20 protein-coding genes and 2 pseudogenes are annotated in these 24,481 nt (G+C 69.5%); 9 read left to right on the top strand and 13 right to left on the bottom strand.

Annotated elements, in window-relative coordinates:
* Positions 1-102 precede the first annotated feature (102 nt).
* Positions 103-1,074 carry a hypothetical protein gene (locus BKH32_RS07335; RefSeq protein WP_075249356.1) on the bottom strand — a complete coding sequence of 324 codons (972 nt, stop codon included), beginning with the start codon at positions 1,072-1,074 and terminating at the stop codon, positions 103-105.
* A 230-nt stretch (positions 1,075-1,304) separates the two neighbouring features.
* Here BKH32_RS07335 and BKH32_RS07330 point away from each other — a divergent pair.
* Positions 1,305-2,364: pseudogene (locus BKH32_RS07330) on the top strand (MMPL family transporter); the annotation flags it as partial.
* Positions 2,365-2,411: 47 nt separating this feature from the next.
* Here BKH32_RS07330 and BKH32_RS07325 read toward each other — a convergent pair.
* Both BKH32_RS07325 and BKH32_RS07320 read right to left on the bottom strand, forming a co-directional pair.
* The gene (locus BKH32_RS07325; protein WP_430383793.1) at positions 2,412-3,371 is read right to left on the bottom strand and encodes an AlbA family DNA-binding domain-containing protein; all 960 of its coding nucleotides are present in this window, start codon (positions 3,369-3,371) and stop codon (positions 2,412-2,414) included.
* A 314-nt stretch (positions 3,372-3,685) separates the two neighbouring features.
* Positions 3,686-4,168, bottom strand: a complete 483-nt coding sequence (locus tag BKH32_RS07320; RefSeq protein ID WP_075249328.1) for an S-ribosylhomocysteine lyase — start codon at positions 4,166-4,168, stop codon at positions 3,686-3,688.
* 40 nt (positions 4,169-4,208) lie between these two features.
* Here BKH32_RS07320 and BKH32_RS07315 point away from each other — a divergent pair, with 40 nt between their 5' ends.
* Positions 4,209-5,033 (top strand): alpha/beta fold hydrolase, encoded by an 825-nt coding sequence (locus BKH32_RS07315; protein ID WP_075249327.1) that lies wholly within the window; start codon positions 4,209-4,211, stop codon positions 5,031-5,033.
* A 148-nt stretch (positions 5,034-5,181) separates the two neighbouring features.
* Complete coding sequence (locus tag BKH32_RS07310; RefSeq protein ID WP_075249326.1) at positions 5,182-6,504, top strand: AI-2E family transporter; 1,323 nt, start codon at positions 5,182-5,184, stop codon at positions 6,502-6,504.
* A gap of 10 nt (positions 6,505-6,514) precedes the next feature.
* On the opposite strand, the gene BKH32_RS07305 is transcribed toward BKH32_RS07310, so the two are convergent.
* From BKH32_RS07305 to BKH32_RS07275, 7 genes are all read right to left on the bottom strand, one after another.
* A complete protein-coding gene (locus BKH32_RS07305; protein ID WP_075249325.1) occupies positions 6,515-6,844 on the bottom strand; it encodes a HepT-like ribonuclease domain-containing protein in 330 nt (109 codons plus the stop codon).
* A complete protein-coding gene (locus tag BKH32_RS07300; RefSeq protein ID WP_075249324.1) occupies positions 6,841-7,326 on the bottom strand; it encodes a nucleotidyltransferase domain-containing protein in 486 nt (161 codons plus the stop codon). Before BKH32_RS07300 ends, BKH32_RS07305 begins: the two co-directional genes overlap by 4 nt.
* A 78-nt stretch (positions 7,327-7,404) precedes the next feature.
* Positions 7,405-8,352, bottom strand: a complete 948-nt coding sequence (locus BKH32_RS07295) for an ROK family glucokinase (protein ID WP_075249323.1) — start codon at positions 8,350-8,352, stop codon at positions 7,405-7,407.
* 180 nt (positions 8,353-8,532) lie between these two features.
* Complete coding sequence (locus BKH32_RS07290; RefSeq protein WP_075249322.1) at positions 8,533-9,471, bottom strand: DsbA family protein; 939 nt, start codon at positions 9,469-9,471, stop codon at positions 8,533-8,535.
* A 219-nt stretch (positions 9,472-9,690) separates the two neighbouring features.
* The gene (locus BKH32_RS07285; protein WP_075249321.1) at positions 9,691-10,188 is read right to left on the bottom strand and encodes a fluoride efflux transporter FluC; all 498 of its coding nucleotides are present in this window, start codon (positions 10,186-10,188) and stop codon (positions 9,691-9,693) included.
* Positions 10,185-10,832, bottom strand: a complete 648-nt coding sequence (locus BKH32_RS07280) for a fluoride efflux transporter FluC (protein ID WP_256691300.1) — start codon at positions 10,830-10,832, stop codon at positions 10,185-10,187. The genes BKH32_RS07285 and BKH32_RS07280 overlap by 4 nt, the downstream gene beginning before the upstream one ends.
* Complete coding sequence (locus BKH32_RS07275; protein ID WP_075249320.1) at positions 10,825-12,495, bottom strand: DUF2079 domain-containing protein; 1,671 nt, start codon at positions 12,493-12,495, stop codon at positions 10,825-10,827. The genes BKH32_RS07280 and BKH32_RS07275 overlap by 8 nt, the downstream gene beginning before the upstream one ends.
* 80 nt (positions 12,496-12,575) lie before the next feature.
* On the opposite strand from BKH32_RS07275, the gene BKH32_RS07270 reads away from it, so the two are divergent.
* From BKH32_RS07270 to BKH32_RS07255, 4 genes and pseudogenes are all read left to right on the top strand, one after another.
* Positions 12,576-14,045, top strand: a complete 1,470-nt coding sequence (locus BKH32_RS07270; RefSeq protein WP_178384578.1) for an amino acid permease — start codon at positions 12,576-12,578, stop codon at positions 14,043-14,045.
* Entirely contained in the window at positions 14,042-14,911 is an 870-nt protein-coding gene (locus BKH32_RS07265; protein WP_075249319.1) for an inositol monophosphatase family protein, read from the top strand. Before BKH32_RS07270 ends, BKH32_RS07265 begins: the two co-directional genes overlap by 4 nt.
* 134 nt (positions 14,912-15,045) lie before the next feature.
* Positions 15,046-16,608 carry an MFS transporter gene (locus BKH32_RS07260; RefSeq protein ID WP_075249318.1) on the top strand — a complete coding sequence of 521 codons (1,563 nt, stop codon included), beginning with the start codon at positions 15,046-15,048 and terminating at the stop codon, positions 16,606-16,608.
* A gap of 105 nt (positions 16,609-16,713) precedes the next feature.
* Positions 16,714-18,565 (top strand): annotated as a pseudogene (locus tag BKH32_RS07255) (alpha/beta hydrolase).
* Positions 18,566-18,676: 111 nt separating this feature from the next.
* Here BKH32_RS07255 and BKH32_RS07250 read toward each other — a convergent pair.
* Positions 18,677-21,649, bottom strand: a complete 2,973-nt coding sequence (locus BKH32_RS07250) for a lysylphosphatidylglycerol synthase transmembrane domain-containing protein (RefSeq protein WP_075249317.1) — start codon at positions 21,647-21,649, stop codon at positions 18,677-18,679.
* 159 nt (positions 21,650-21,808) lie between these two features.
* Here BKH32_RS07250 and BKH32_RS07245 point away from each other — a divergent pair, with 159 nt between their 5' ends.
* Complete coding sequence (locus BKH32_RS07245; RefSeq protein WP_075249316.1) at positions 21,809-22,462, top strand: hypothetical protein; 654 nt, start codon at positions 21,809-21,811, stop codon at positions 22,460-22,462.
* Position 22,463: 1 nt separating this feature from the next.
* The gene (locus tag BKH32_RS07240) at positions 22,464-22,871 is read left to right on the top strand and encodes a winged helix-turn-helix domain-containing protein (protein WP_075249315.1); all 408 of its coding nucleotides are present in this window, start codon (positions 22,464-22,466) and stop codon (positions 22,869-22,871) included.
* A 235-nt stretch (positions 22,872-23,106) separates the two neighbouring features.
* Here the strand turns inward: BKH32_RS07240 and BKH32_RS13580 are convergent, their stop codons facing one another.
* Positions 23,107-23,307, bottom strand: a complete 201-nt coding sequence (locus BKH32_RS13580) for a hypothetical protein (RefSeq protein WP_143222763.1) — start codon at positions 23,305-23,307, stop codon at positions 23,107-23,109.
* A 183-nt stretch (positions 23,308-23,490) separates the two neighbouring features.
* Complete coding sequence (locus BKH32_RS13575; RefSeq protein ID WP_143222762.1) at positions 23,491-24,246, bottom strand: hypothetical protein; 756 nt, start codon at positions 24,244-24,246, stop codon at positions 23,491-23,493.
* Positions 24,247-24,481: the final 235 nt, after the last annotated feature.

Below are 24,481 nucleotides of genomic sequence, written 5' to 3'. Positions count from 1 at the left end.
GCTGGGACGTCTGGCGGGCGGGGCGGATGCGGCGGGCTGCGCCCGCCAATGATCCAGGTGACGGCTCCCCGGTTCGTCTGCCGTGCCCGTCTCACTCGGGACCTATGAGGTAAGGGTGCCATCACCCTGCCTGGAGTGGATGATCGGGGTGATTCCCATACGCATGGCGATGGGGGCGACAATCTCGACCGTACTGTGCTGGAGGACCTGTCGGCTAGTCAGACGCAATGGAACGTGACTCGCGGTGATCGCGGCCTGGTCGCGCAGGTGGTCGTGCTCCCAGTCGAGATGGGAGGAGTGAAAGGTGTAGCCGTCCGTCTCGATGAAAAGCGCTGGGTGACTGTCTGCTCGAAGCGCCTTGGTGTCGGGCGTGAGACCGGGAATGAGGTCGTGTGGGTGAGCTGTCAGCACCAGATCCACCTCTCCAACGCCCGGGACGAACACTGCCGTCGCCGGCCGGTATCCAGCCTCTTCCAGCTCGTAACGAGCGATCGTCTCCAGGAGAGAGCGGGCATCGGGGAGCGACCGCGACACAAGCGTGCGGGAGCGGTGGTTTCGCGGACCCCGTAGGAGGCTCTCAAGCTGAGAGCGGGTCGTCAGACCAAGTCGAAGGGCCGCATCGAGTGCGATGAGCGCATCAAGCTCGTCCGCACAACGTAGGTAGCAGATGAGTGCCTGCTCCACGGGGGCCACCGGTGCCGCATCCGCGGCGGGGAGAATGAGATCGCCCAAACGGTGGGTGACGACACGCCCGATTGCGTCCGGTATGTGACCCTGGTTCCCGGGGACGGCGATATGCAACGTTGTGGGTGCTGACTGCAGCGGGAGGCCGTAGTGCTTCATGGCGTGGGCGCAGGTGATGACACCCCCGATGCGTCGGCAGAGGATGAAGCGAGGGTCGGCGCCCTTCAGCGCGGCCACGTGGTTCGGGTGAAGAGTAATGAGTCCGTCGGCGGCGGCTCGGGCAACCAGACGACGTTCGGTCCGTGTGCTGCACAGCGCGCTCAGGCGTGCTGCTCCATGGTGAGCGGCGAGACGCGCCAGCAGTCCCTCGATCCTGGAAGTCTTGTCCATGATCAAATGATCTCAAACATCATCAAAGTGTGTCTCGCTGAGGTGAGGGATTGTGTGTTGAGGTGTGTCCGTTGTGTCCAGGTGGGACGGCTTTGACGGCCGAGCGCACCCGCTATCAAGAAGTAACAGTGCGATGACCTGGGCTTTTGCCAATCGCAGTGCGGCTGCCGTGATTCAAAGTCGTCCCAGGTGGACAGATTCGCCGCACGGCAGCTCTGTCGAGGTGCTGTAGGGAGCGTGCAGTGGGAGTCGGCGGGGCGCTGTGGCCTTCTGTCGCCGTGGTGGAATCCGTCGCTTCGACGGGAAGTGGGTCCTGGTGCGGAGCTGCGTCAGGCGTCGCTGCCGCCGTCAGTGTGGGAACCGGCATGCTCGGCATCCTCGCGGCGGCGAGCATCACCGACATCAACTCCACCACCCCGGTCCTGGCCGTCATGATCGGACTGGCGGTCGGCATCGACTACGCCCTGTTCATCGTCTCTCGGGCGCGCGAGTACCTTGCCGAGGGCGTCGAACCGGCCGAGGCCGCCGGGCGGGCCACCGCCACCTCCGGCGGGGCCGTCGTCTTCGCCGGCACCACGGTCATCGTGGCCCTGTGCGGTTTGAGCGTGGCCGGCATCAGGTTCCTGACCACGATGGGACTGGCCTCGGCGGCGGTCGTGGCGGTGTCCGTGCTCGTGGCCCTGACGGTCGTCCCCGCTCTCATCGGCCTCCTCGGTCAGCGCCTGCTCCCGCGCCGCCGCAAAGCTGCAGCCGGCGGTGCGGACGCGGACCGCAGGCCGGCGTCCCGCTGGGTGCGCACGGTGACCCGCCGCCCCTGGATGACCATCGGCGCTGTTGTCGTCCTCCTGGGACTGTGCGCCGTCCCCGCCGGCGGCCTGCGCCTGGCCCTGACCGACAACGGCTTCGCCGAGAAGGGAACGCAGCAGCGCGAGACCTACGACGCCGTCGCCGCGGCCTACGGCGAGGGCTACAACTTCCCGATCGTCGTGATCGCCGACGTCTCCACGATGGAGCTCGTGCGCAACATCCGCTCCCACGCCGGCGACTACGGGAGCCGTTACGGGCTCACCAACGTCATGGTCACCGGCCAGACCGCCGTCGCGATCGATGTCGCCGAGGAGCTCAACGACGCCCTCATCCCCCTTTGGCATCGTGGTGGTGGGCCTCTCGCTCATCCTCCTCATGGTGGTCTTCCGCTCCGTCACCGTTCCCGTGACCGCGACCCTCGGGTACCTGCTGTCGCTGGGGGCGGGCATGGGGGCCGCGGTGTTCGGTGAGGGCGGACCGGCGGCAATCCGCCTGGCTCGCCCCCACCGGCCCCCATGGCGTACCAGGGCCTACTGACCGGCACCCTCGTCGTCCCGGGAGCCCGTGGCGGCGGTGACGGCCGCAGCCGGGTTGATGGGCAGCGCCCGACGCGACTGGTCGCGGCGCAGCAGGAAGTTCCCCAGCCGGATCGGCCAGGCCACGTGGTTGATCCGCGGCCAGCGCAGCATGACGTAGTCGACGGCGTCGTCCACCTCCAGGCGCCGCGTCGAGTTGCCGACCCGCACCCACAGCGCCGCCCCGTCGCGCCCCTTGGCCGGCTTGAGGTAGACCGGCAGCGGGGACGGGGGCGCCGTCACCCGGCACACCTCCGCGGTCCCATCCGGTGTGGGCGCGAAGTCCACCTGCGGCAGCGCCGCCGCGTTCGTGCCCATGCGCGTGCGCCACATGCCGCGCAACCACAGCTCGAAACGGTCGGCGTCGGGCTGCTTGAGGGTCGCGTAGTCGGGGCCGAGCCCAATGAGGTTGCCGCCGTCATCGACTCCGAGCAGGAGCGTGCCGCCCGCGGAGTTCATGAAGGCCGCCACCGTCTTGGCCACGATCTCCTCCATCGCCTCATCGCGCTTGTCCGTGCGCAGGTTCCAGCGGGCCGAGGACTTGAACTCCAGGCGGTCGGACTCGCCCATCTGGGCGACCTCCGCGATCGGCAGCAGCGTGCGACGGTGCTGGACGCGCGCCAGCACCGCGGAGGTCGCGACCAGCACCACGACTGCCACGCCGCAGGAGGTCGCCAGCATCTTGACCGAGAACAGGTCACCCTCGTCGAAGAACCACCCCGCCAGCAGCAGCCCCAGCCACAGGCCGACGAGCGCGATGAGCGTGGCCGCCGCATCCGACACGGATGCCCGTCCGCGCAGCAGGAACCGCGTCACCTGTCCCACGAGGTAGGACAGCAGGAGCAGCAGCGGCTGGGCGATGACCCACCAGATGAGGATGGGGTTGGCGGGATTGGCGATGACGGTGCTCTCCATGGTTGTCAATGCTTCTCGTCGCTTTTCGGGAAATAGGTGGGTTGGCGCCCCAGCGGGCGCGTGCGGGACAGCGTCAGGATACGGTGCCGGACCCGACGTCGGAGTCCGGCGACGGCGCGCCGTCCCACCCCGTCACTGTGCCGGGCCCGGTGTTGTCAGACTGTGAGGACTGTCCTCTCCTCGGTTCCGCTCTCACTGATTGGGGACACTCTGCGCGGCTGGGTGCGTGTCCTTCCGTGCGGGGGCGTTCGACGCCGTCGGGGACCGGATTCCTGTCCCCGAACGTGCGAGACGTCCCCGGCCGGGTGGGTACGTCAGGCCATGACCCGCGTCCACTGCTCGCGGGCGGCGAGGAAGTCGCGCACCGCCTCCTGGGCGGCGGCCAGTGAGTGGTTCGCCCCCCAGCCGCACTGGACCTCGTTGGCCGCCGGCACCTCCTCGGCCGAGAGGATGTCGCGGAAGGTCGCCTCCAGCAGCGGGAGGAACTCCTCGGTCCCCACCCCCAGCATGAGGGCGTAGAAGCCGGTCTGGCAGCCCATGGGGGAGAAGTCGATGAGCCGGTCGGTGTGGTTGCGCATGAGCTCGGCGCTCAGGTGCTCGATGGAGTGCACGGCCTTCATCTCCAGGTGGGCGCGGTTGGGCTGGCAGAAACGCACGTCGTACTTGATGAGCACGTCTCCGCCGGGCAGCTCCTTGCGGTCGGCCACGCGCACGTAGGGCGCGGCCACCTTGGTGTGGTCCAGGTTGAAGGACTCGACGTTCATCCTCGGCGTGCTCTGCTGGCTCGTCTCGCTCATGGGCTCAGCCTACGGGGCGGGGACGGGGCAGGATGGGGGCATGACTTCACTGGCGCGCATCGTCGCGGGGCCCGACGCCGCCCCCACCCTGGTCCTGCTCCACGGCATCACCGGATCCGCGGTCTCCCTGGCCGAGGCCATCGACCACTGGGCGGGCCGCGGCTACCGGGTCGTCGCGGTCGACGCCCGCGGGCACGGTCTGTCCCCGAAGTGGACGTCGGCCCAGCTGGAGCGGGCCGGGGAGGTCCTCGTGGGCGACCTCATCGCCGTCCTGGAGGACCTGGACACCGCCTCGCGCGGCCGGGCCGCCCTGGGTCTGCCGACGTCGCCGGCCCCGGTCGTCATCGGCCACTCGATGGGTGCGGCCACCGCCATGGTGGCCGCCGGCCGCCGCCCCGACCTGGTCTGCGGCCTCGTCCTGGAGGACCCGGCCCGCTTCGGCACCCGCAGCCAGCGCGAGCTCCTGGCCCGCGGCGCCGCCCGGGAGCGGGCCCGCGCCGCCGAGGTCGCCGACCTGCCGGCCGCCGTCGGCCGCGCCCTGGAGACCACGCCCGACGCCGAGGCCCTCCCGGGCGTGTGGGCCTCCCAGCGTACCGACCCGGGCCTGCTGCTCTCCGGCGTCGTCGCCCCCGAGGTCCCCTGGGACGAGGCCATGGCCGCGCTCGACGTCCCCGCCCTCCTGCTCACCGGCGACCGGCCCGGCAGCGCCCGCGTGGGCCGCGAGGGCCTGGCCACCGCCGCCCGCAATCCCCGCATCACTCCGGTCCTCGTCCCCGGCGCCGGCCACCAGGTGCGCCGCAGCGACCCGCAGGCCTTCTACCGCGCCGTCGACACCTGGCTGGCCGAGGTCCTGCCGGTGGACTGAGGCGCGGCCGCGGCCACCGGAGCGCCACCAGGCTGCCGCCGGACTGCCGCCCCAGCGCCGTCGCCGCGAGTGCGAAAGGGGGAGAGCTCCTATGGCGCGCAAAGGTCGTGCGTCGAAGCGCGCCGCCAGTTCGTGGGAGGATGCGCCCATGGCAGCTGTGTCGGAAAAAGCTCGGAAGGCCTCCGCTTCCGTCCCCGGGGAGCGCACGCAGGGGGAGACCATCGCCTACCTCCTGGCGGCACTGACCATTGGCGCGGTGGGGCTCTACCTCATCCAGGACCTCTTCGCCCCGGCCTTCTTCGCCCTGACCCTCGTGGTGACGGTCCGGCCGCTGGTGTCCTGGATGACGCGCCACCGAGTGCCGCGCGTGGTCTCGGCGACGGCGGCGATCCTGCTCATCTTCACCTTCGTCGTCCTGCTGTTCGCGGCCCTGGCCGTGGCCGTCGCCCAGCTCGTCGACACCCTGCCGCAGTACGCCCCCAAGTTCCAGGCGATCTGGAAGCAGATCGAGACCCAGCTCAACGGCATGGGGGTCGACCAGTCCGCGGTGCTCAAGCAGGTCACCAACGTCCTGGACACCTCCCAGCTCGTCATGGTGGCCCAGTCGGTCCTGGGGCAGCTGACCTCGGCCAGCGCGATGCTCGGCGTCATGTCGATGGTGGTCGTCTTCCTCATGTTCGACACCGCCAAGATCGAGATCCGCACTGCGGCTCTCAGTGTCCTCAAGCCGGGCATGGCCTCCGCCCTGGTCTCCTTCTGCGAGGCGGTGCGCTCCTACTGGATGGTCTCGACGGTCTTCGGTCTCATCGTGGCCGTCATCAACGCGGTCACCCTGTGGTACCTGGACGTGCCGATGGCCATCACCTGGGGCGTGGTCTCCTTCATCACCAACTACATCCCGAACATCGGCTTCGTCCTGGGTGTGGTGCCGCCGGCGATCCTGGGGCTGGTGGACTCCGGCCCCTGGACGGCGCTGTGGGTGGTGCTGTCCTACGTGGCGGCCAACTTCGTCATCCAGTCCCTCATCCAGCCCAAGTTCACCGGGGACGCGGTGGGGCTCAACACGACGACGACCTTCCTGTGCCTGCTGTTCTGGTCCACCGTCATCGGGGCGATGGGGACGATCCTGGCGGTGCCGCTGACCCTGTTCGTCAAGGCCCTCCTCATCGACTCCGACCCGCGCTCGCACTGGGTGGGGATCTTCCTGTCCGCCGGCGACTCGCCCGTGCGCGACCCCGATGAGCTCGACCAGGACGTGCTCGACCAGCTCGACCTCGATGGCGACGGCGTCGGCGAGGCCGACCCCGACTACGGCCGGCCCGTCGTCGAGAAGGGCGCTGAGGCCATGAAGGAGCGTGAGAAGGCCGGTAAGTCGGCCACCAGTGCCGACGGCGGAGACGGCGTCGGGGGCGGCGGGGGAGATGGCGGCGACGTCGGTGCCTCCGCGGGCCCGGACTCGACCGGCCGCTGAAGGACTGAGGTCAGGCCTGGGCCCCGGCGCGCAGTGCTTCCATAACTGGTGGCAGGTTCACCAGGACAGTCTGTCGGACGATGGTGTCGTCGATGAAGCCGTAGTCGTGAGCGATGCGGTTGCGCATCCCCCGCATTCTCGGCCATTGGTCGCCAAGGAGACGTGTGCGGGTATCGGGGTCCAGCGCTCCAAGTGCTTCCACGCCTGCGGAGAGCCTCATCGCGACTGCATCGATGACGATCTGGTCGGAGAGATCCCGCTGTGAGTGACTGATGGCGATATCGAAATGCTCCAGGGCTTCCGCGATGATTTCTGCGGTCGTTCGTCCTGCGGGGCTCATAGTGGGATCGCCTCGGAGAGGATCCGCTCGCGCATGGTTGGGCGAATGTTGGTGTCGGGCACGAGATCGACGTCGGCATGCAGGATGGTCCCCAACTCGATCTCCAGCCCGGCCAGATCCATGAGCCCGAGTGGCTGATCCATACGGAAGAGCAGGTCGATGTCGGAGTCCTCGTGCTCCTGCCCGGTGGCCACGGAGCCGAAAACACGAACATTCGATCCGCCGGCCGCTTTGACTGTCTCGATGACCTCTCGGCGTGCAGTCCGCAGCTGCTTGGCCAGCGGTGTGGTGCCGTGAAAGCGCAGCAGTCGGGAGACCTCGGGCTGGCTTCGGCCGATCAGCCGGGCGATCTCCTTCTGGGACAGGCCGTCTTTGGAAGCCTCGCGCACGGCCGCAACCAGCTGATTCCGCGCCCGGCGGACTGCCTCATCCGTCTCCTGAGCGACGGAGGCCAGGTTCTTACGTGTCTCCGCAGCAGACATGACACAAGTATAGCAAGTGCTATATCTCGTGGGGCGGCGTCGGCGCGGCCACCTCCCCCGGCCGGCGCCCCGCCGCCCTCAGGGCTGGCGGGCCAGGTCGGCGGCGCCGACGAGCCCGGCCTCCTGACCGCCCTCGGCCAGCACCACCGGGATGGCGGGGCGGTGGGGGGCGGCCGTGAGGTTCTCGGCGAAGGCCTTGCGCGCGGGGGCGAGCAGGATGTCACCGGCCTCGGCCAGGCCGCCGGCGACGACGACGACCTCGGGGTCCAGCAGCGCGCACATATCCGCCAGCCCCACCCCCAGCCAGTGGGTGAGCTGCTCGTAGCACTCCAGGGCCGCCGGGTCCCCCTCGCGGGCCGCGGCGGTGACGGCCTTGCCGGAGATGTGCTCCGGGTTGCCGCCGGAGAGCTCGATGATGCGGGCCGCGTAGCCGGGGCGGAACTGCGCCAGCTCCCAGGCGTTGACGCCCAGGGCCGTGCCGGCGCTGTAGCGCTCCAGGCACCCGCGCAGGCCGCACCCGCAGGGGCGCCCGCCGGGGACGACGTTGATGTGCCCGATCTCCCCGCCGAATCCGGCCGCCCCGCGCAGGAGGTGCCCGTCGACGATGATGGCCCCGCCCACGCCGGTGCCGATGGCCACGATGAGGGCGTTGCGCTTGCCCCGGGCCGCCCCGAAACGGGCCTCGGCCCACCCGAAGGCGTTGGCGTCGTTCTCGACGACGACGGGCAGGCCCACGCCCTCGGAGACGACGTCGCCGATCCGCATCCCGGTCCAGTCCAGGTTGGTGCCGTGTGCCATCGTGTTGCGGTCGGAGGACACGAAGCCCGCCGCCCCGATGCCCGCGGTGGCCACGTCGGGGAAGTCCTCCCGCAGCCGGCGCACCACCGTCGTGATCGTGTCGATGATCGCCTGGCGGCTGAAGGCGGGGGAGTCGCGCCGAATCGTCTGAAGAACCTTCCCGTCGTCGTCGACGACGCCGGCCGCGATCTTCGTTCCGCCGACATCCACTCCGATGCTCAGTGCCATGCTCGCGCTCCTTGGTGAGACGACCGTTGGTGACGTTGCTGCTCGTCAGACGATCGATGGGTCAAGTGATGGAAGAATAGCGTCCCCGGCCCGCCCGTGGGGCGAGTCGGGGGAAGAGCCTCGGGGCGGGGTGGGCGCGTGCGCGCCGCCGGGCCCCGTCGGTGCTCCGCTGCGTGGTGGTCAGTGCGCCGACGCCGGTGCCGCGGGGCTCGTCGGGCTCGCGGCCCCTGTGGCTGCCTTGGCCTCCTTGGCCTTGGCGGCCTGGCTCTTGACGACGGCTGTCACGTAGTTGGCGTCCCGGTAACCGTTGATGTAGGTCTCGCCCACGATCATGAACGGGGTCCCCTGAATGCCGATGGAGTGGACGTGGTTGGTGGACTCGGTGACGGCCTTGACGGTCTCGGTGGCGGTCATGTCGGTGCGGAACTTCTTCAGGTCCGGCACTCCGGCCTTCTTGGCGAAGTCGACCAGGGAGTCCTCGGTGTAGCTCGGGTGGTCCTTGGGGTCGGCGGCGGCGTAGACGGCGTTGTGGAACTCCCAGAACTTGCCCTGCTTGGCGGCGGCCCGCCCGGCCTGAGCGGCCAGGGGCGAGGTCTCCGTGATCTGAGCCAGGTCACGCCACTCGACGCGCAACGTGCCCTCCTTCACCAGCTTGTCCAGCTCGGGCTCGACCTCCTGGGCGAACCGGGTGCAGAAGGGGCAGGCGAAGTCGGAGTAGATGACCATGACGACCGGTGCGTCGACCTTTCCCTTGGCCTGGCCGTCGGCCGGGTCGCGGTGGATCTCGGAGTGGATGAGCTCCAGGGTCTGCTGGTCGGCGACCGGCGGGGCCGGTTCGGGCTCGGGGACCGCGGCGGCCGAATCGGAGGCGGAGGAGGATGCCTGGCTGGTGGCGGCGGCTTGATGGCGCCGGGAGGCGACGTTCTGCAGCAGCACCGCGGCGAGGACGGCCAGGATGACGGCGATGACCACGAGGGTGATCACCGTGGCGCGGTTGGTTCTCGACTGCGTCTGCGTCGGCGTCGAAGAAGGCGGCTGAACACTCATGGCAGCGAGTCTGTCAGAGGAGGCGCGCTCCGCAATACGCCTGATCAGGCTGACGAGAGCACAGTTCGTCACAGCCGTCTCGGGCCGATCTCGGCAGGCCCGCCAACCTCACGGGGCGCTCACGAGCCGCTTACGGCGCGCTCACGAAGGTCACCGAAGCTCATCGGCCCCGGGGCGGCGTCGCCCATCCTCCGACCCACACACTTCGACCGAATCTTCATATTCGACCCGGAGCCGCGTCGTTTGTGAAGTTTTGGTCGAAGTGAGGCGGGGTCCCGGCCGGGCGGCGCTCTAACGCAGTGCTGCGCCGGCAGCCAGCCCGAGTCCGACGGCGCCCAGCGTCGCCGCCGTCATGAGGGCCGCGTGCACGAGGGCCGGCCCCCACCGCCCGGCCAGCAGCAGGCGCGCTCCCTCGACGCAGGCCGTGGAGAAGGTCGAGTACCCGCCCAGGAAGCCGGTCCCCAGGACGGTCAGCGCGGTGGCGGCCCAGGTCCCGGAGTGCGGCGGGTCTGCCGCCCAGCCCACGAGCAGGCCCATGAGCAGGCAGGCGGTCACGTTGACGACGACCGTGCCCCACGGCATCCACAGCATCCGCGACATCCAGGGCGCCCGCAGCCCGGAACGACGCCGCTGCCGGCCTCCCGCCGTGGCCTCCCGGGCGACTCGGCCGCTGAGGCGGCTGACGGAGGCGTCCACGCCCCAGCGGCAGGCCGCCCCCACCCCGCCGGCCAGCGCCAGGGGGAGCCAGTCGGTGAGCCAGGTTCCCAGCCCGGCGGCGGCCCCGCTCATGACGCCTCCGGGAGGCGGCCGCTGCCCGCTCGGTCCACTCGGCCTGCTCGGCCCACACTGCCCGTGCGACCCGTGCGACCCGTGCGACCCGTGCGGTGCAGACGGCCGGCCAGCCACAGCCCGAGCCCGGCCGCCACCAGCCCGGCCACCATCGAGCCCACCAGGTAGGCGCCGCCGAGGACCGGGTGGCCGCCGTCCCCGCCTAAGGTCAGGAGCCGGTGGCTCTCCAGGATGAAGGTCGAGTGCGTCGTCAGCCCGCCCAGGACCCCCGTGCCCAGGGCCAGTCGCAGGCGGGGGCGGCCTTCGCCGAGCGCCCCGAGCAGCAGCCCCAGGGCGAGGGCCCCGACGACGTTGAGGGCCAGGGTCGTGACCGGCAGGTGCCCGGGGGAGGCGGGCCAGGCCCGCTCCAGGGCCGCGCGTACCAGCGTGCCGGCGCAACCGCCGGCGGCGACCAGGGCCAGGCAGGCGGCCACGGATGGGGCCCGCCCGGCCACCGGCGGGCAGTCCTCTGCGGCCGCCGCTGTCGGCTGAGTTCCCGGATCGGCTTCCGGTTCACCCCTGGCGCCGGCTCCCGGCGTGGGAGCACCTCCGGCCCCGGGGGCGTTGCGGGTTCCAGCATCGGCGCCGGGGTCGGACTCAGTCATTGCGCTTGGCGATCTGGTAGTTGTCCTTGTTGAAGATGAGGGAGTAGGTGGCTCCCTGCTTGGAGTGCTGCTCGCCCCAGGTGGCGGCATTGGTGGTGCCCCACTGGTTGGCGCTGTTCGGGGTGATGACGATGTACTCCTTGTCGGGGCCGCTCGTGCCCACCCAGGAGACCTCGGCCCGGGGCACCAGGTAGGCCAGCAGCGACAGGTCGGTGACCACCGTGGCCCCCTCGGGGATGGTGGCGATGACCTCGTGGGCGACGGCCACCCGATGCGTCTCGGTTCTCTTCGCCTCGTCGCTCTGCTTGGCCTCGGCGACGAGCGGGTCGAAGTTCTGGTCGGTGGCCTGCCACAGCGGAAGGTAGGGGCCGGTGAGCACCCCGGTGGCCACAGCGGTGAGGATGCTCGTGGCGACCACGAAACGGTGCCGCATCGGTACGGTGAGCCAGGTGGGGAAGGCGGTCGGGTGCCGGCGCGGGCCGTCGACGTCGGACTCATCAGGGGTGCCCGCGTCGTGGGCGGCCTGGGCGGGGCGCCCCACGACCGCTCGGCCATCGACCCCCACCTGCCTGACGGGGCGGTCGGCCACATAGGAGCCAAGCGCCCGGCGCCGGGCGACGACGTCGAGCAGGGCCCCCAGCGCGATGGGCATGAGGGTGGCGTTGTAGTGCCAGTTGTCCCACACCCAGTAGAACTCCACCGACCCCAGGAACCGCCACGCCAGCGTCGGCAGCACCACGAGCAGCCACGGCGAGGTCACCCCGACGACCCCGCTGGTGAGGATCAGCATGACGACCACCTTGACCTTCTGGGTCAGGGCGTCGGGTGAGGCGGGCTTGTCCTGCGAGCCCAGCCCGTAGTCCCACACCCCGTTGACGTTGAAGGCCGGCAGGAACACCATGACGGACAAGAGGAAGGCCACGATCCCGCCGACGACCATGCCCGCGCCCAGGCGCAGCCCCCGACGCCGGTTGCGGGCGGCATCGTCCCCAGCGGCCGCGTCGAGGCCGTCGGTCCCCCGGTCAGCGGGGCGGACGACCGTGCACGTGCGGTACCAGGCCGGGACCGCCGAGGTCAGGAAGACGGCCACCCCGATCATGAGCACCGTCAGCCCCATGTCCTCCTTGACCAGGACCAGGGGCACCGACCAGGCCGTCACCGCCACCCAGCGCCGCTCCACGAAGGCCACCGAGGCGTAGGCCAGCATCGGCATCGCGAAGGCGATCTCATGGAACTGCGCCGCCACCGCCCCCTGCATCCCCCAGGACAGGACGTAGACGAGCCCCAGCGCCCCGGCCACCCACTGATTCGTCAGCCGGCTGGCCAGGCGGGTCAGCGGCCAGGCCGAGAACGCCAGCAGCAGGTCCTGGGTGATGAGCAGGCTCAGCGGAGTGGGGAAAAGCCGCCAGATCGGCCCCAGCAGAATGAGAATCGGGTGGAAGTGGTCACCCAGGAGGTTGTACCCGTCGGCCTTGACCGGCACGATCGGGGCCTGGAAATGGGCGTAGGCCTTGGCCAGCTCGGAGAAGATCGCCAGGTCCCAGCTGGGCACCGGCTTCATCGTCTCCCACTGGACGATCGAGTAGTAGATCATCACCCAGGCACCGATGACGACGACGATCACGGCCGGAATCGAGTGGCGGATCTGCTCCTTGAGGTTCACGGCGCTGAGCCTACCCGTGTGAATCGGGGATGAACCTGGTAGCGCTAGGCTCGTGGCGTCACCCACGATCAGGAGACAAGATGCCCCAGACGCCGACGCCCGCCGATTCCACCTCGGCGGCCGAGTCCTCAGCGCCGCATATGCGGCCTGACCTCGACCAGATGGTGGACCACGACGCGGAGCCCCAGCTCCAGCGCCACCTCACCAACCGCCACGTCCAGCTCATCGCCATCGGCGGGGCGATCGGAACCGGGCTGTTCATGGGGTCGGGGAAGACGATCTCCCTGGCCGGTCCCGGTGTGTTCCTCGTCTACGCGCTCATCGGTGCCATCCTCTTCCTGGTCATGCGGGCCCTGGGCGAGGTGCTGCTGTCCAACCTGTCCTACAAGTCCTTCGCCGACGTCGCCCACGACCTCATCGGGCCGTGGGCGGGCTTCTTCGTGGGCTGGACCTACTACGTGTGCTGGCTGGTGACGGCCGTGGCCGAGGTCATCGTCATCACCGGGTACGTGAGGTACTGGTGGCCACACCTGCCGCTGTGGATCACGCCGGTGGCCACCGTGATCCTGCTGTTCGGCCTCAACCTCGCCACCGTCAAGGCCTTCGGGGAGATCGAGTTCTGGTTCTCCATCATCAAGATCGTGGCCATCATGGCGCTCGTCGTCGTCGGCGTCCTCATGGTGCTGCGCGGGTTCACGGCGCCCAACGGCGCCCACGCCCAGATCTCCAACATCTGGAGCGGCGGGCTCTTCCCCAACGGTGCGAGCGGGTTCTTCGGGGCCTTCCAGATCGCCATCTTCGCCTTCGTGGGCACCGAGCTCGTGGGGACCGCGGCCGCCGAGGCCAAGGACCCGGAGGTCACCCTGCCCCGGGCCATCAACGCCATCCCGGTGCGCATCGTCCTGTTCTACCTGGGGGCGCTCGCGGCCATCATGGCCGTCACCCCGTGGGAGGAGATCAACCCCGAGGAAAGCCCCTTCGTGGCCATGTTCGCCCTGGCGGGGCTCGGCGTGGCCGCCAGCGTCGTCAACTTCGTGGTGCTCACGGCCGCGGCGTCGTCGGCCAACTCCGGGGTCTACTCCACCTCCCGGATGCTCTTCGGCCTGTCCTGGGCGGACAACGCCCCCCACGTCTTCCGCAGGCTGACCGCCCGCTCGGTGCCGGGTGTGTCCCTGGCCGTCACCTGCGCCTTCCTACTCACCTCGATCCCGCTGCTCTACACCTCCAAGTCCATCATCGCGGCCTTCACGACGGTGACGACGGTGGCCAGCGTCCTGTTCATCCTCGTGTGGTGCGTCATCGTCGTGAGCTACCTGCGCTTCCTCAGGCTGCGGCCCGAGCTGCACGAGGCCAGCGCCTTCCGCCTGCCCGGTGAGCGCGCGGCGGCCTGGCTGTGCCTGGTCTTCTTCGCCTTCGTCATCTGGACCCTCACCCAGGCCCACGACACCCGCATCGCGGTCTTCGCCTCGCCCCTGTGGCTGGTGGCGCTGGGCGTGGCCTGGCTCGTCCACAGCAGCCGGCTCGCCGGGCAGCAGGAGCTCCAGTCATGAGCGCTGTCGGTGGTGGGTCAGTGACACCTAAGCCCTCACAGGGGCCGACGTCGTCGGCCTGCCTGGAGGACCTGCTCGCCCACGGGGTGGCTGCGGTCCGCCAGGCGGCCGCCTTCGCCCTGGACCCGGGCGAGGAGCTGCGCATCGAGGCCAAGGCGCACCGCAACGACCTGGTCACCCAGGTCGACCGCGGCGTCGAGGAGCGCATCGCCGGTCACCTGGAGGCCACCGGCGTTCCCATCCACGGCGAGGAGGCGCACCGCGTCGAGGACTTCGAGGACTACCGCGGGCGGGCCTGGGTGCTCGACCCCATCGACGGGACCCTCAACTACGTGGCCACCCACCGCGACTGGGCCATCTCCCTGGCCCTGGTCGACGACGGCGTGCCCACGGTGGCGGTCCTCGCCGACCCCGTGGCCGACCGGCTCTACACGGCCGTCCGCGGGCGGGGCGCATGGGTGCAGCCGCTCAGGATGGGGTCGGCGGGCGCCGACGCCGCGGCGCCACGGGCGCTGGAGCGGCTGGAGGACCTGCCCTTGAGCGAGGGCATGCTCATCGCCCACTACCAGCTCACGCAGGACACGGGTATCGGCCGGGCCATCGAGGCCTCGCGAGGTATGCGCTGCTACGGGGCGGCCGCCCTGGAGATGGCGGAGGTGGCTGCGGGCGGAGCGGTCGTCTACGCCCAGCCGCGGCTCCAGCCCTGGGATGTTGCGGCCGGTGCGCTGCTGTGCGCCGAGACCGGCGCGGTCCTCACCCGGATGGACGGGGCGCCCTTCGACGTGCGCCGCGCCGGTTCTCTCCTCGTGGGAACCCCGACCGCCCACGCCGAGGTGCTGGGGCACCTGCGTGCCGGCGGGGCCTGAGGCTTGCAGGGGCGGGCCAGGGGGTTCGCTCTCACGCGGTCGAGGGTTATGCCGCGAGATCGAGGGTTAAAGGTACGACCGCGAGGACTAACCTACGACCGCGCGGTGTTTTAGTCGCGTGAAAGGTGTGCCATGTGAGGCAGACACTCGTCTTGCTGCTGATCTGCACCGCCAGCTTCATGAACGTCCTGGACGTCACGGTCGTCTCCGTCGCGCTGCCTGACATGGGGGCCGCACTGGGCGCGTCGCTGAGCGAGCTCCAGTGGGTCGTCAATGCCTATACGCTGCCGCTGGGGACACTCCTGATGTCGGCGGCGACGTTGAGCGGGTCGGTGGGGCGGCTGCGCCTCTTCCGCTGGGGCATTGTCCTGTTCGCGGTCGGCTCCCTGGTCTGCGCGCTGGCGCCGTCGGTCGGTGTCCTGGACTGGAGCCGCTTCATTCAGGGGGTTGGTGGCGCGATCTTCCTGGGCGTCGGGGTCCCCATGATCTCGGACCGCTACCAGGCGGGCCCTGACCGGGCGCGGGCGATCGGTGTCTACGGCGCGGTCTCCGGTGCGGCCATTGCCCTGGGGCCGCTCATTGGCGGAGGGCTCGTGCTGACGGCGGGCTGGCGCTCGATCTTCTGGGTCAACGTCCCAGTGGGCCTGGCGGTCTGGCTCGGATCGCGCTGGGTGCCCGAGGCCGGTGCGGACCGGGGCGGCACTGCGGCGGAGGCGGTATCCAGGAAGGTCGACTGGCCGGGTACGGCACTGTGCGTCGCTATGACGGGGGCGCTCACGCTGGTGCTCCTCCAGGGCAACACGTGGGGATGGACCTCGCCCGTGATCGTCTCCCTGCTGGCCGGCTCGGCGGTGCTGTGCGGCGCCTTCTGCGTCGTCGAGAGGCGATCGGCCAGTCCCATGGTCGACGTCTCGATCCTCACCGAACCCACCTACGCCGGCAGCGTCCTGGTCGGCTTCATCATCCAGGCGGCCCTCATCGGGCCGATGGCCTTCCTGTCCCTGTACGCGCAGAACATCTACCGGCTCACCCCCGCCCAGACCGGGCTGTGCTTCCTGCCCTTCAGCGCCTCCGCCCTCATCGTGGCCGCCACCTGCGGGGGAGCGGTCAGACGCCACGGGGCCAGGGCGAGCCTGCTGGGGATCGTGCTGGGCGGCGTCGTCGGCTCCTGCCTGCTCATGCTCCTGCGCGGATCGAGTACCTGGCTGGTCCTCATCCCCGGGCTCGTCCTGGCGGGGACCGCCACTGGGGCCACCGGGACGATCGTCAACCAGCTGGCGGTCTCCTCGGCCGATGAGGACACCGCGGGGATGACCTCGGGATTCTCCGCCTCCGCTCGCCAGCTCGGCATCGTCATGGGGGTCGCGGTCATGGGTGTGAGCTATGAGCGCGTCATCCGGAGGGTGATGACGATGACCCCGGAGATCGGCGTCCTGCGGCGGGCTGCGGATCGAGAGCGTCTCATCTCCCTGGTGGCCTCCGGCAAGGGGCTGCGGGCGCTGGACGGCTGGCCCACCGCCATGACGGCGGGGATGCGCTCCCACCTGGCACCACTGGTCCGCTCCGCCACGGATGCCGGTCTCATCGTCAGCCTGGGGGTAGGGGCCGCGGCGATGCTCGCCGTCGCGATCCACCTGGCCCTGACCGTTCCCGGACGGCGCGCGAAGGGCGAGGTCTCACACCTGTTCGCCTCGTGACCAGGCTCCCGCGCGGTCGTGCCTTATGTCGCGCGCTCGAGGGTTAAAGGTACGAACGCGCGACCTACCCTACGAACACATGGCGGACACAGGTGCATTCGTAGGATGCCGCGCATGACAAGAACAGTAAGGCAGCGCTCAGTCGATTCAGGGCGCGCCATCGCGGCGCAGGCGTCCGCGGAGTCCGCGATGACAGGAGCCGCGCCGCGCCGTCGTCGCACGAGCGTCGGTGCCCTGGCGGTCCTCGTCGGCGGGTGCCTGAGCGCCTGCGGGACGGGACCGGCCCCGCCGCGGGCGGCTCGGTCACTGTCCCGGGCCCGATTCCCTCCGGTCTGGAGTCCTTCTACCGCCAGGCCGTCAGCTGGTACCCCTGCACCGCCACCGACGGCATGGAGAAGGACTCGGAGAAGACCGCCCAGGCGAGTGCCTCCACGGCCTCCACCACCACGGCGTCGGTGCAGGCAACCGCCGCCCCGAGCTCTGACGGCGCGGCCGGGACGGCCGGCTCCTCCGAGAAGACCGATACGGCCACCTTCAGCTGCGCCGTCATCACCGTCCCCCTCGACTACGCCAACCCCAAGGGCGGGACCATCTCGATCGCCGTGAAGAAGCGCGCCGCCACCGGTGGACAATCGCAGGGAGCCCTGTTCATCAACCCCGGTGGCCCGGAGACTCCGGGGTCTCCTTCGCCGAGCGGGCGGGCAGCGCCTTCACCCCGATCTGCTCAGTGCCTACGACATCATCGGCTTCGACCCGCGCGGGGTCGGCTCCTCCACGGCCATCACCTGCTCCAGCGACGACGACTCATCCTCCAGCACCGCCAATCCCTCCGCCTCCGCTGGGGCCACGGCCTCGCCGTCGGCCTCGGCTACGCCGTCGGCAGGAACGGAGCCCTCTACCGGGACCGCCGCGGGCGGCGACTCCTACGAGGAGTGGGCGGAGTCGGCCCGGAAGTCCTTCCAGGAGCTGGCCGAGCAGTGCGACTCCAACACCGAGCCCGCCACCCTGCTCGACCACGTCGACACCGTCTCCGCGGCTCGGGACCTCGACATCCTGCGGGCGCTGGCCGGTCAGGAGAAGCTGAACCACCTGGGATTCTCCTACGGCACCTACCTCGCCTCCATTTTCGCTGAGAACTTCCCCAGCAACACGGGCCGCATGGTGCTCGACGGCGCCATCGCCCCCTCCCTGTCCCTCGCCGAGCAGGGACTGGGGCAGGCCAAGGGCTTCGAGCAGGCACTGCGCACCTACATGGACTACTGCCAGTCCTCCGCCGGCTGCCCGCTGAGCGGCGGCACCGACGCCGGAGTCCAGCAGGTCCGTGACCTCATCGCCTCCGCCAACAGCACGCCCCTGCCGACCGGGGACCCGAACCGCACCGTGACCGGCTCGGACATCGTCGCCGCCCTGAGCGAGTACCTCTACACCACCGAGCAGAACTGGGAGCCCCTGAACAAGGCCCTCGACCAGGCCATCAACCACCGCGACGGCTCGGCCTTCGCGACCACGGACGGGCAGGACTCCTCCTCGAGGGATGACGGCGGCGGAGCCTTCCAGGCCGTCACCTGCCTGGACTACCCGGTGGAGGGCGACAAGACGACCTGGGCCGCGCAGTACGAGCAGGCCAAGCGTGAGACCCCGATCTTCGGGAACACCGCGGTCGGCATGGACCTGGTGTGCAGTGTGGGGGCACAACGCGACCCGCAAGCCCACGCAGATCCACGCCCGCGGTGCCGCGCCGATCCTCGTGGTGGGAACCACCGGGGACCCGGCCACCCCGTACGCCTGGTCGAAGTCCCTCGCCGAGCAGCTCGACTCCGGCCAGCTGCTGACCTGGGAGGGCAACGGGCACACCGCCTACGGCGGCGACGCCTCCTGCGTCAACGACGCCGTCGACGCCTACCTGATCTCCGGCACCTTGCCGAAGAAGAGTCTGACCTGCCACGGCAACGAGTAGGTGCGTAGCCAACGAGTCAGCGGGCGGGCCGAGGTGCACTCGGCCCGCCCGCGCGCCCCCAGCGCCCGTCATCCCGGGCCGGACGGAGGCGGCGGGCCAGTGTCGGCGGACCTACAGGTCCCCGACCTTCTGGAGGCGCTGGAGGCTGAGCCAGCCCACCGGGATCGGGATCCAGAAGGTCACCAGGCGGTAGACGATCGCCGTGGACAGTGCCACCCCGTAGGGGACGCCGGCGGCGACGAGCCCGGCGGTCAGGGCGAGCTCGACCGGCCCGATACCACCGGGGGAGGGCACGATCGACCCCACCGTGTTGGAGGCCAGGTAGGTGATGGCCAGGACCGCGAAGGGCACCGTGTAGCCGAAGGACCACAGGCTCGCGCTGAAGGACAGGATGTAGGACAGGCTCAGCATGAGGGCGCCGCCCACGCCCAGGACCAGGCGCATCGGGTTGGACATGACCCACACGAGCCGCGGCCACACCTGGCGGTAGGTGGGCTCGATCTTGGTCCACGCCCAGGTGCGCGCCTTGGGGATGGTCAGGATGGTCGCCGCCACCACGACGACGGCGCCCGCGGCGACCAGCACCCAGCCAGACGGCAGGGTCAGCCCCGTGGACTGGCCGGTCATGGCCGCCAGCACCACGAGCAGCGCCACGGTGACGACGAACTGGACCACCTGGACCAGGGCCACCGTGGCCACGCCGACCGCGGTGGGCACCCCCTTGCGGTTGAGGAAGCGCAGGTTGATGGCCGCCCCGCCCACACCGGCCGGGGCCACCAGTGAGACGACGGCGCTGGCCAGGTGCACCTCGGTAGAGCGCCACAGGGAGAGCCGCTCGGGGCTGAAGGCCACCAGCGTCAGCCCGGCGCCCACGTAGGTCGCCACCGAGAAGACCAGGGCCGCCAGCATCCACCAGATGTTGGCCTGCGAGACGGCGGCGGAGACCTGCTGGAAGTCCAGCTGGGCCAGCAGCGTCCACACCGCCACGAGGGCCACCACGGCCATGAGGACGGTGCGTGTGGAGAAGCGGTTGAGGCGGGCCGGCTCGGCGTCGGCCGTGGGGGTGAGTGCCACGAGGGCGTCACGCAGATCCTGGAGGACCTGCCGGCTCGCTCCGCGCCGCCCCATGACCTCGCGGGTCTGGCGCGGCAGCACCACCCGCTGAAGCATGGGGGCGATCGAGGCCAGCTGCGCGGTGGTCAGTGAGCGGGAGGCGGCGTCGATGGCCCGCTCGGCGCCGACCGCCAGCGCCGTCAGCGCCAGGGCCTGAGCCAGGTCCACGCGGCGGGAGAGCTCGGAGGAGATCGTCTCGCCCGAGGCCCAGTCCAGGAGCCACAGCCGCCCGGACTCGTCGACGACGACGCTCGAGGCGTCGATGCTCCCGTGCGCCAGCCCCGCGGCGTGAGCGCGCTGGAGCTGGCTCCACAGCTGGTCCAGGACGTCGTCGTCGACCTCGGCCCCCAGGTCGCTGATGGACCGGGCGCCGACGACGTGGTCGGTCACCAGCAGCACGGACTCGGCGGCCTCGGCCATCCCCAGCAGGCCGGGAGTGCGCACGTGGGCGCGGCGGGCCTCCATCGTCATGAGGGCGGCGTGCTCGGCGGCCGGGCGCAGGGACAGGTCACGGGTGGGGGACAGGCCCTTGACGCGGATCTGGTCCCAGATGTTGGAGAGGAATCCGGCCACCTGCCGGTCGGCGTCGAGGAGGGTGACGTTGTGGCGCTCACCGGCCGAGTCCCACACGGCGTACATGCGGTGGACCGAGGGGCGCTCCTGGGACAGGGCCTCGCTGGAGGCCTCGGCCAGGACGGCGGCCAGGTCGACGTCGGTGGCCGGTCTGATCGTGTTCGCGCCCGCCGACGTCTGCGTGCTCCCGGTCCCGGCCGTGTCCAACGGCGTCGAGTCGAGGGGGGAGGCCGCTTCTGCGCTCGATGACCCGGTGGTCGCGTCCGCGACCTGCTCGTCGGCGGGGGTGGGGACGTCCCCGGTGGCGGGCTCGGGGCCCTCCGGCTCCTGTGGGGGCGAGCTCAGCGGGTTCTCGCGCATCTGCTCACGGACCTGCTCGGTGTAGCCCAGGGGGGCGTCGGTGGTGACGACCCAGGCGCGCGCCTCGGGGGCGCGGTCCATGCGGACCACGCGCACGGCGTCGATCCCGGCCCGGCGCAGGGCGCGCACGAGCGTGACCCCGTGGGCGCGGCGGTCCTCCACACCGAAGACGTAACGGACCAGCAGGCCGACGGCGCGGCCCAGCAGCAGGGACAGCACCGCACCCGGCAGGGTCAGGGCGCCGCGCAGGACGGCCATACCCAGGACCGCCCACAGGGCCGCCCAGCCCGAGCGCATCACGGTGGAGCTGTTGCGGTCGCCGGCGCCCGTGAGCAGGCCGGCCATGGAGGCGAAGACCGTGGAGACGCCCAGCTGGGCGGTGCCCGAGGCGGTGACCGTCAGCCCCATGAGCAGGGCGGTGGGGCCCCAGGCCACGAGGCCGGTCATCGCGGCGACGGCGACCGAGTAGCCGGCGATCCCCGATAGGACGGCTTGACCGCAGGAGCGCCAGGAGCGGCGCAGGACCCGATCCAGCAGGACGGCCAGCGGCACGATGAAGGTGGCCAGGCCCTCAATGGTCTGCAGGGGGAAGACGAGGATGCGGCGCAGCACCACCGCCAGGGCGTTCTGGACGTCCTGGGTGACGCCGGTGGTGGTCTCGCGGGCGTAGATCGCCAGGACGAGGACGGCGAAGATGCCCAGGAGCGTCAGGGTCAGGTCGAGCAGGTCCTCGTTGCGGCGCAGGCGGTGCGCGGTGGTGTCCACCAGGAGCGTCGTCGAGCAGGGGGTGGCGGGGTCGGGGGCCGGGGCGGGCTCGGCCATTGGGGCGACCCCGATGACGGGGATGCCGACCGGTGAGGTGGAGGTCGACTCGGCGGAGGGCGCGGAGGGCGCGGAGGGCGCGGAGGCGGCCGACGGGGCGGCCGCAGGTGCCTGCTGGGCGACGGCGGTGGGGGGCTCGCTGGGAGGCTCGGTGAGCGTCGAGGCGTGGTCGAGGTCGCCGGTCGGCGGGGGCGAGCCTGGTGCCGCATCTGTCATGACGCCGATTCTAGGGGGAGAGCCTGTGCAGACCCTCCTACGCCGGAAGGAACCGTGCGGCAACGGGCGGTGTGTTCAAAGTAGTTTGCAATGCAAACCAAAAGTCGCTATCCTGGAACTGGTTTGAAACACAAACCCCTGTTCACGAGGAGGTTCACCATGAGTGCTGCCACTGAGCACCAGAAGGTTCCGGCGGGGCCCGATGAGGCCCTCGCCGTCGTCGAGGCCCAGCGGAGCGCCTTTCTCAAGCGGCACGAGATCAAGGCGGCCCCGCTCCTGATCGCCTGGGGTCTGGCCTGGCTGGTCGGTTATGCCGCGCTGGCCCTCTACCGCGGGGCGGACTACAGCCTGCCGACGGTGCCGTACCTGTTCTTCTGCGGCTGCCTCGCGGCGGCCCTGCTGTTCACCTTCGCCTATATCGTCCCCAAGGCGCGCGGCATCCGCGGTCGGAGCAGCCGGGAGGGCACTTACTACGGTCTCGCCTGGGTCCTCGGGATGCCGCTGGGGGCCGTCATCCTGAGCCGGGTCAATGCCTTCCTGGCCACCTTCAACACGAGCCAGGCCAATGAGGTCGCCAGCGTGGTGTCCAACGCCGTGCCCTGTCTCGTCGTCGGCGTCATCTTCCTCATGAGCGCCGCACTGTGGGATGAGACGGTCATGGGGGTCCTGGGTGGCTGGATCCTCCTGGTCACCCTGGTGGTCACGATTGTCGGGATGCCCTGGGCCTGGTGGATCATGTCCGTGGCCGGTGGGGGTGGCATGCTGGTGGCCGCTGTCGTCGCTTCTGCCACACGATCGAAGCGAGGTGCGTGACATGTCCGGAGGGGTGCGGGCGCAGCGGCCTGGAGCGCCGGAGGGTGCGGGCGCGACGGAGGAGTCGGCGGTGCCGGTCGGTGCCGGCGCTGGAGCCTCCGCTGCCGCAACGGTCTCCGCCGTCGATATCGACCCTGTCATTCACGCCCAGGCCCGCCTGCGGATCATGGCGACCCTGGCCGCCGTGCCCGTCGGCGACGAGCTGCACTTCCCTCGGCTGCGCGAGCTGCTGGACATGACGGCCGGCAACCTGTCCACCCACCTGTCCAAGCTGGAGGGTGCGGGATACGTGCAGCAGAACAAGACCTACTCGGGGCGCAGTCCTGCCACGTACCTGGCGCTGACCCCCGAGGGGCGGGTCGCCTTCGAGCGGTACGTGCGCAACCTGCGCGCTCTGCTCGACGCCTGAGGCCGAGTTGCCGGAGCTCAGCCGAGGGCTCCGGCGGTCATTCGGCCGACGTCGCATCGCCCCCGTTACCGGCCGAGCGGGGAGGCTCTGCGGCTGACCGTGATGCTGGAGGTATCGACGGACGCTGCCGGAACGGGGGCGGTGAGGGAGTCGGTCGACTCGAGGACTGTGTGCGTTCCCTGGCGAGACCTGGAGGCTTATTCACAGGGCTAGTCGACACTGGCGTCTGCGCAGGTCACAGCACCTTTGACGGATGCCGTGAATAAGCCTCAATGAACGCAATGGATGAGGGATAGACGAAGGATGGGGGCACCAGGCCGACCCCGGCCGTCAGCATGGCGAACGCCTTCAGGTCTCTTAAGTGGTCGGCGCGTCCATAATTTTGCGCTGCGGACTTGTCTCCGCCCGTGGGGGAGAGCTTCTGAAGCAGAGTCATGCAAACAGCTTTCCCATGAGGTGGGGCGACGACATCTCGGCCTCCAGTTCACGCCGACAGAACGTCGTAGTTCACTGGCTATGGAGGTCCTTGGCTATTTCGGCGACTGGGAAATCCATGAGGCTTCGCACGTGAACAAGGAGGCGTATTCACAGGGCTAGCCGACGCCGGCATCTGCGCAGGTCACAGCGCCTTTGACGGATGCTGTGAATAAGCCTCAAGGCCTTGTGGCGTACCGATGTTGCGACGAGCATCAGCGTAACTCGAGTAGAACTCAAGAATTCTTTGAAGCTGGACGTATCCCAGGGGCAGCGTGAACATTGGAAAATAGTAAAATGAACCGGTTCTGGTCTCTATGAGAGCGACGGGCGTGCCGTTATGTCTCACACAGCCTGAAACTTTCGGTTGTGTTTCCCATGGAATCATGGATCGATAGCGCCCGGCGGGCCATAGATGAATTCCGGCAGAATCAATAATGATTTCAGGCTTCGCCCATTGACTAAACGGAAATGAAAGCAGGCTGACTAATGACAATATCAGTAACGCCCCGGCCATCATCATGATTTTTAATTGCGTCCGATCCGAGTATGGTGTCCCACCAAAATACGTAAACCAGACCGCGGTGACTACGGTAAGTACTAGGATGACTATCGTCAGAATGCTCCACGAGTTGAAGAACCAGCATGGACCGAACTCAATGCCTCCTGGCCTAGCATTCCATTTTTTGTAAGAGTGCTGAGCAAACTTGAACTGCATATTTCGATTGACGGCATACGAAGTGAGGAACAAACCAACCCCTAGGTATAGAATCTCCATAGGAGTGGGGATCAACTTGATAAAAAGAATGGCGGCGAAGCACATAATAGCCGCTAGGCCAAAAAAGTATGATTCATGCAGGCGGCTTAAGTCGGCACGATCGCATGGGTGAATCTTATTCACGTACGCCCTTTTCTGTTGAGAGAGTTTCCCGCGGTGGATTCGGCCAACGACAGACTTTCAGCCGCGAAGAAATTTTCTTCTCGCCCACTCTCAGTGGTCGCGACAACCTTACCCGGTGATTATCCATCATCAAGCTCGTATGTGGCAGTTGCAGCGTTGGTGGTGGTTCTGTGAATGCTATCAGTGCGTCGCCGGCCTGGGCTTGTGTGCATGTCGTGTTGGCTGGATGCATGGC

This window comes from Actinomyces oris, assembly GCF_001929375.1.
Taxonomy (GTDB): Bacteria; Actinomycetota; Actinomycetes; order Actinomycetales; family Actinomycetaceae; genus Actinomyces; species Actinomyces oris_B.
The sequence above is the reverse complement of the archived record's forward strand: the minus strand, read 5'-3'. Positions and strand labels throughout refer to the sequence as shown.

Coding starts and splice junctions, on each gene's coding strand:
- BKH32_RS07335 (WP_075249356.1), bottom strand. CDS start 1,074: ATGGACAAGACTTCCAGGATCGAGGGACTGCTGGCGCGTCTCGCCGCT.
- BKH32_RS07325 (WP_430383793.1), bottom strand. CDS start 3,371: ATGGAGAGCACCGTCATCGCCAATCCCGCCAACCCCATCCTCATCTGG.
- BKH32_RS07320 (WP_075249328.1), bottom strand. CDS start 4,168: ATGAGCGAGACGAGCCAGCAGAGCACGCCGAGGATGAACGTCGAGTCC.
- BKH32_RS07315 (WP_075249327.1), top strand. CDS start 4,209: ATGACTTCACTGGCGCGCATCGTCGCGGGGCCCGACGCCGCCCCCACC.
- BKH32_RS07310 (WP_075249326.1), top strand. CDS start 5,182: ATGGCAGCTGTGTCGGAAAAAGCTCGGAAGGCCTCCGCTTCCGTCCCC.
- BKH32_RS07305 (WP_075249325.1), bottom strand. CDS start 6,844: ATGAGCCCCGCAGGACGAACGACCGCAGAAATCATCGCGGAAGCCCTG.
- BKH32_RS07300 (WP_075249324.1), bottom strand. CDS start 7,326: ATGTCTGCTGCGGAGACACGTAAGAACCTGGCCTCCGTCGCTCAGGAG.
- BKH32_RS07295 (WP_075249323.1), bottom strand. CDS start 8,352: ATGGCACTGAGCATCGGAGTGGATGTCGGCGGAACGAAGATCGCGGCC.
- BKH32_RS07285 (WP_075249321.1), bottom strand. CDS start 10,188: ATGAGCGGGGCCGCCGCCGGGCTGGGAACCTGGCTCACCGACTGGCTC.
- BKH32_RS07280 (WP_256691300.1), bottom strand. CDS start 10,832: ATGACTGAGTCCGACCCCGGCGCCGATGCTGGAACCCGCAACGCCCCC.
- BKH32_RS07270 (WP_178384578.1), top strand. CDS start 12,576: ATGCCCCAGACGCCGACGCCCGCCGATTCCACCTCGGCGGCCGAGTCC.
- BKH32_RS07265 (WP_075249319.1), top strand. CDS start 14,042: ATGAGCGCTGTCGGTGGTGGGTCAGTGACACCTAAGCCCTCACAGGGG.
- BKH32_RS07250 (WP_075249317.1), bottom strand. CDS start 21,649: ATGACAGATGCGGCACCAGGCTCGCCCCCGCCGACCGGCGACCTCGAC.
- BKH32_RS07245 (WP_075249316.1), top strand. CDS start 21,809: ATGAGTGCTGCCACTGAGCACCAGAAGGTTCCGGCGGGGCCCGATGAG.
- BKH32_RS07240 (WP_075249315.1), top strand. CDS start 22,464: ATGTCCGGAGGGGTGCGGGCGCAGCGGCCTGGAGCGCCGGAGGGTGCG.
- BKH32_RS13580 (WP_143222763.1), bottom strand. CDS start 23,307: ATGACTCTGCTTCAGAAGCTCTCCCCCACGGGCGGAGACAAGTCCGCA.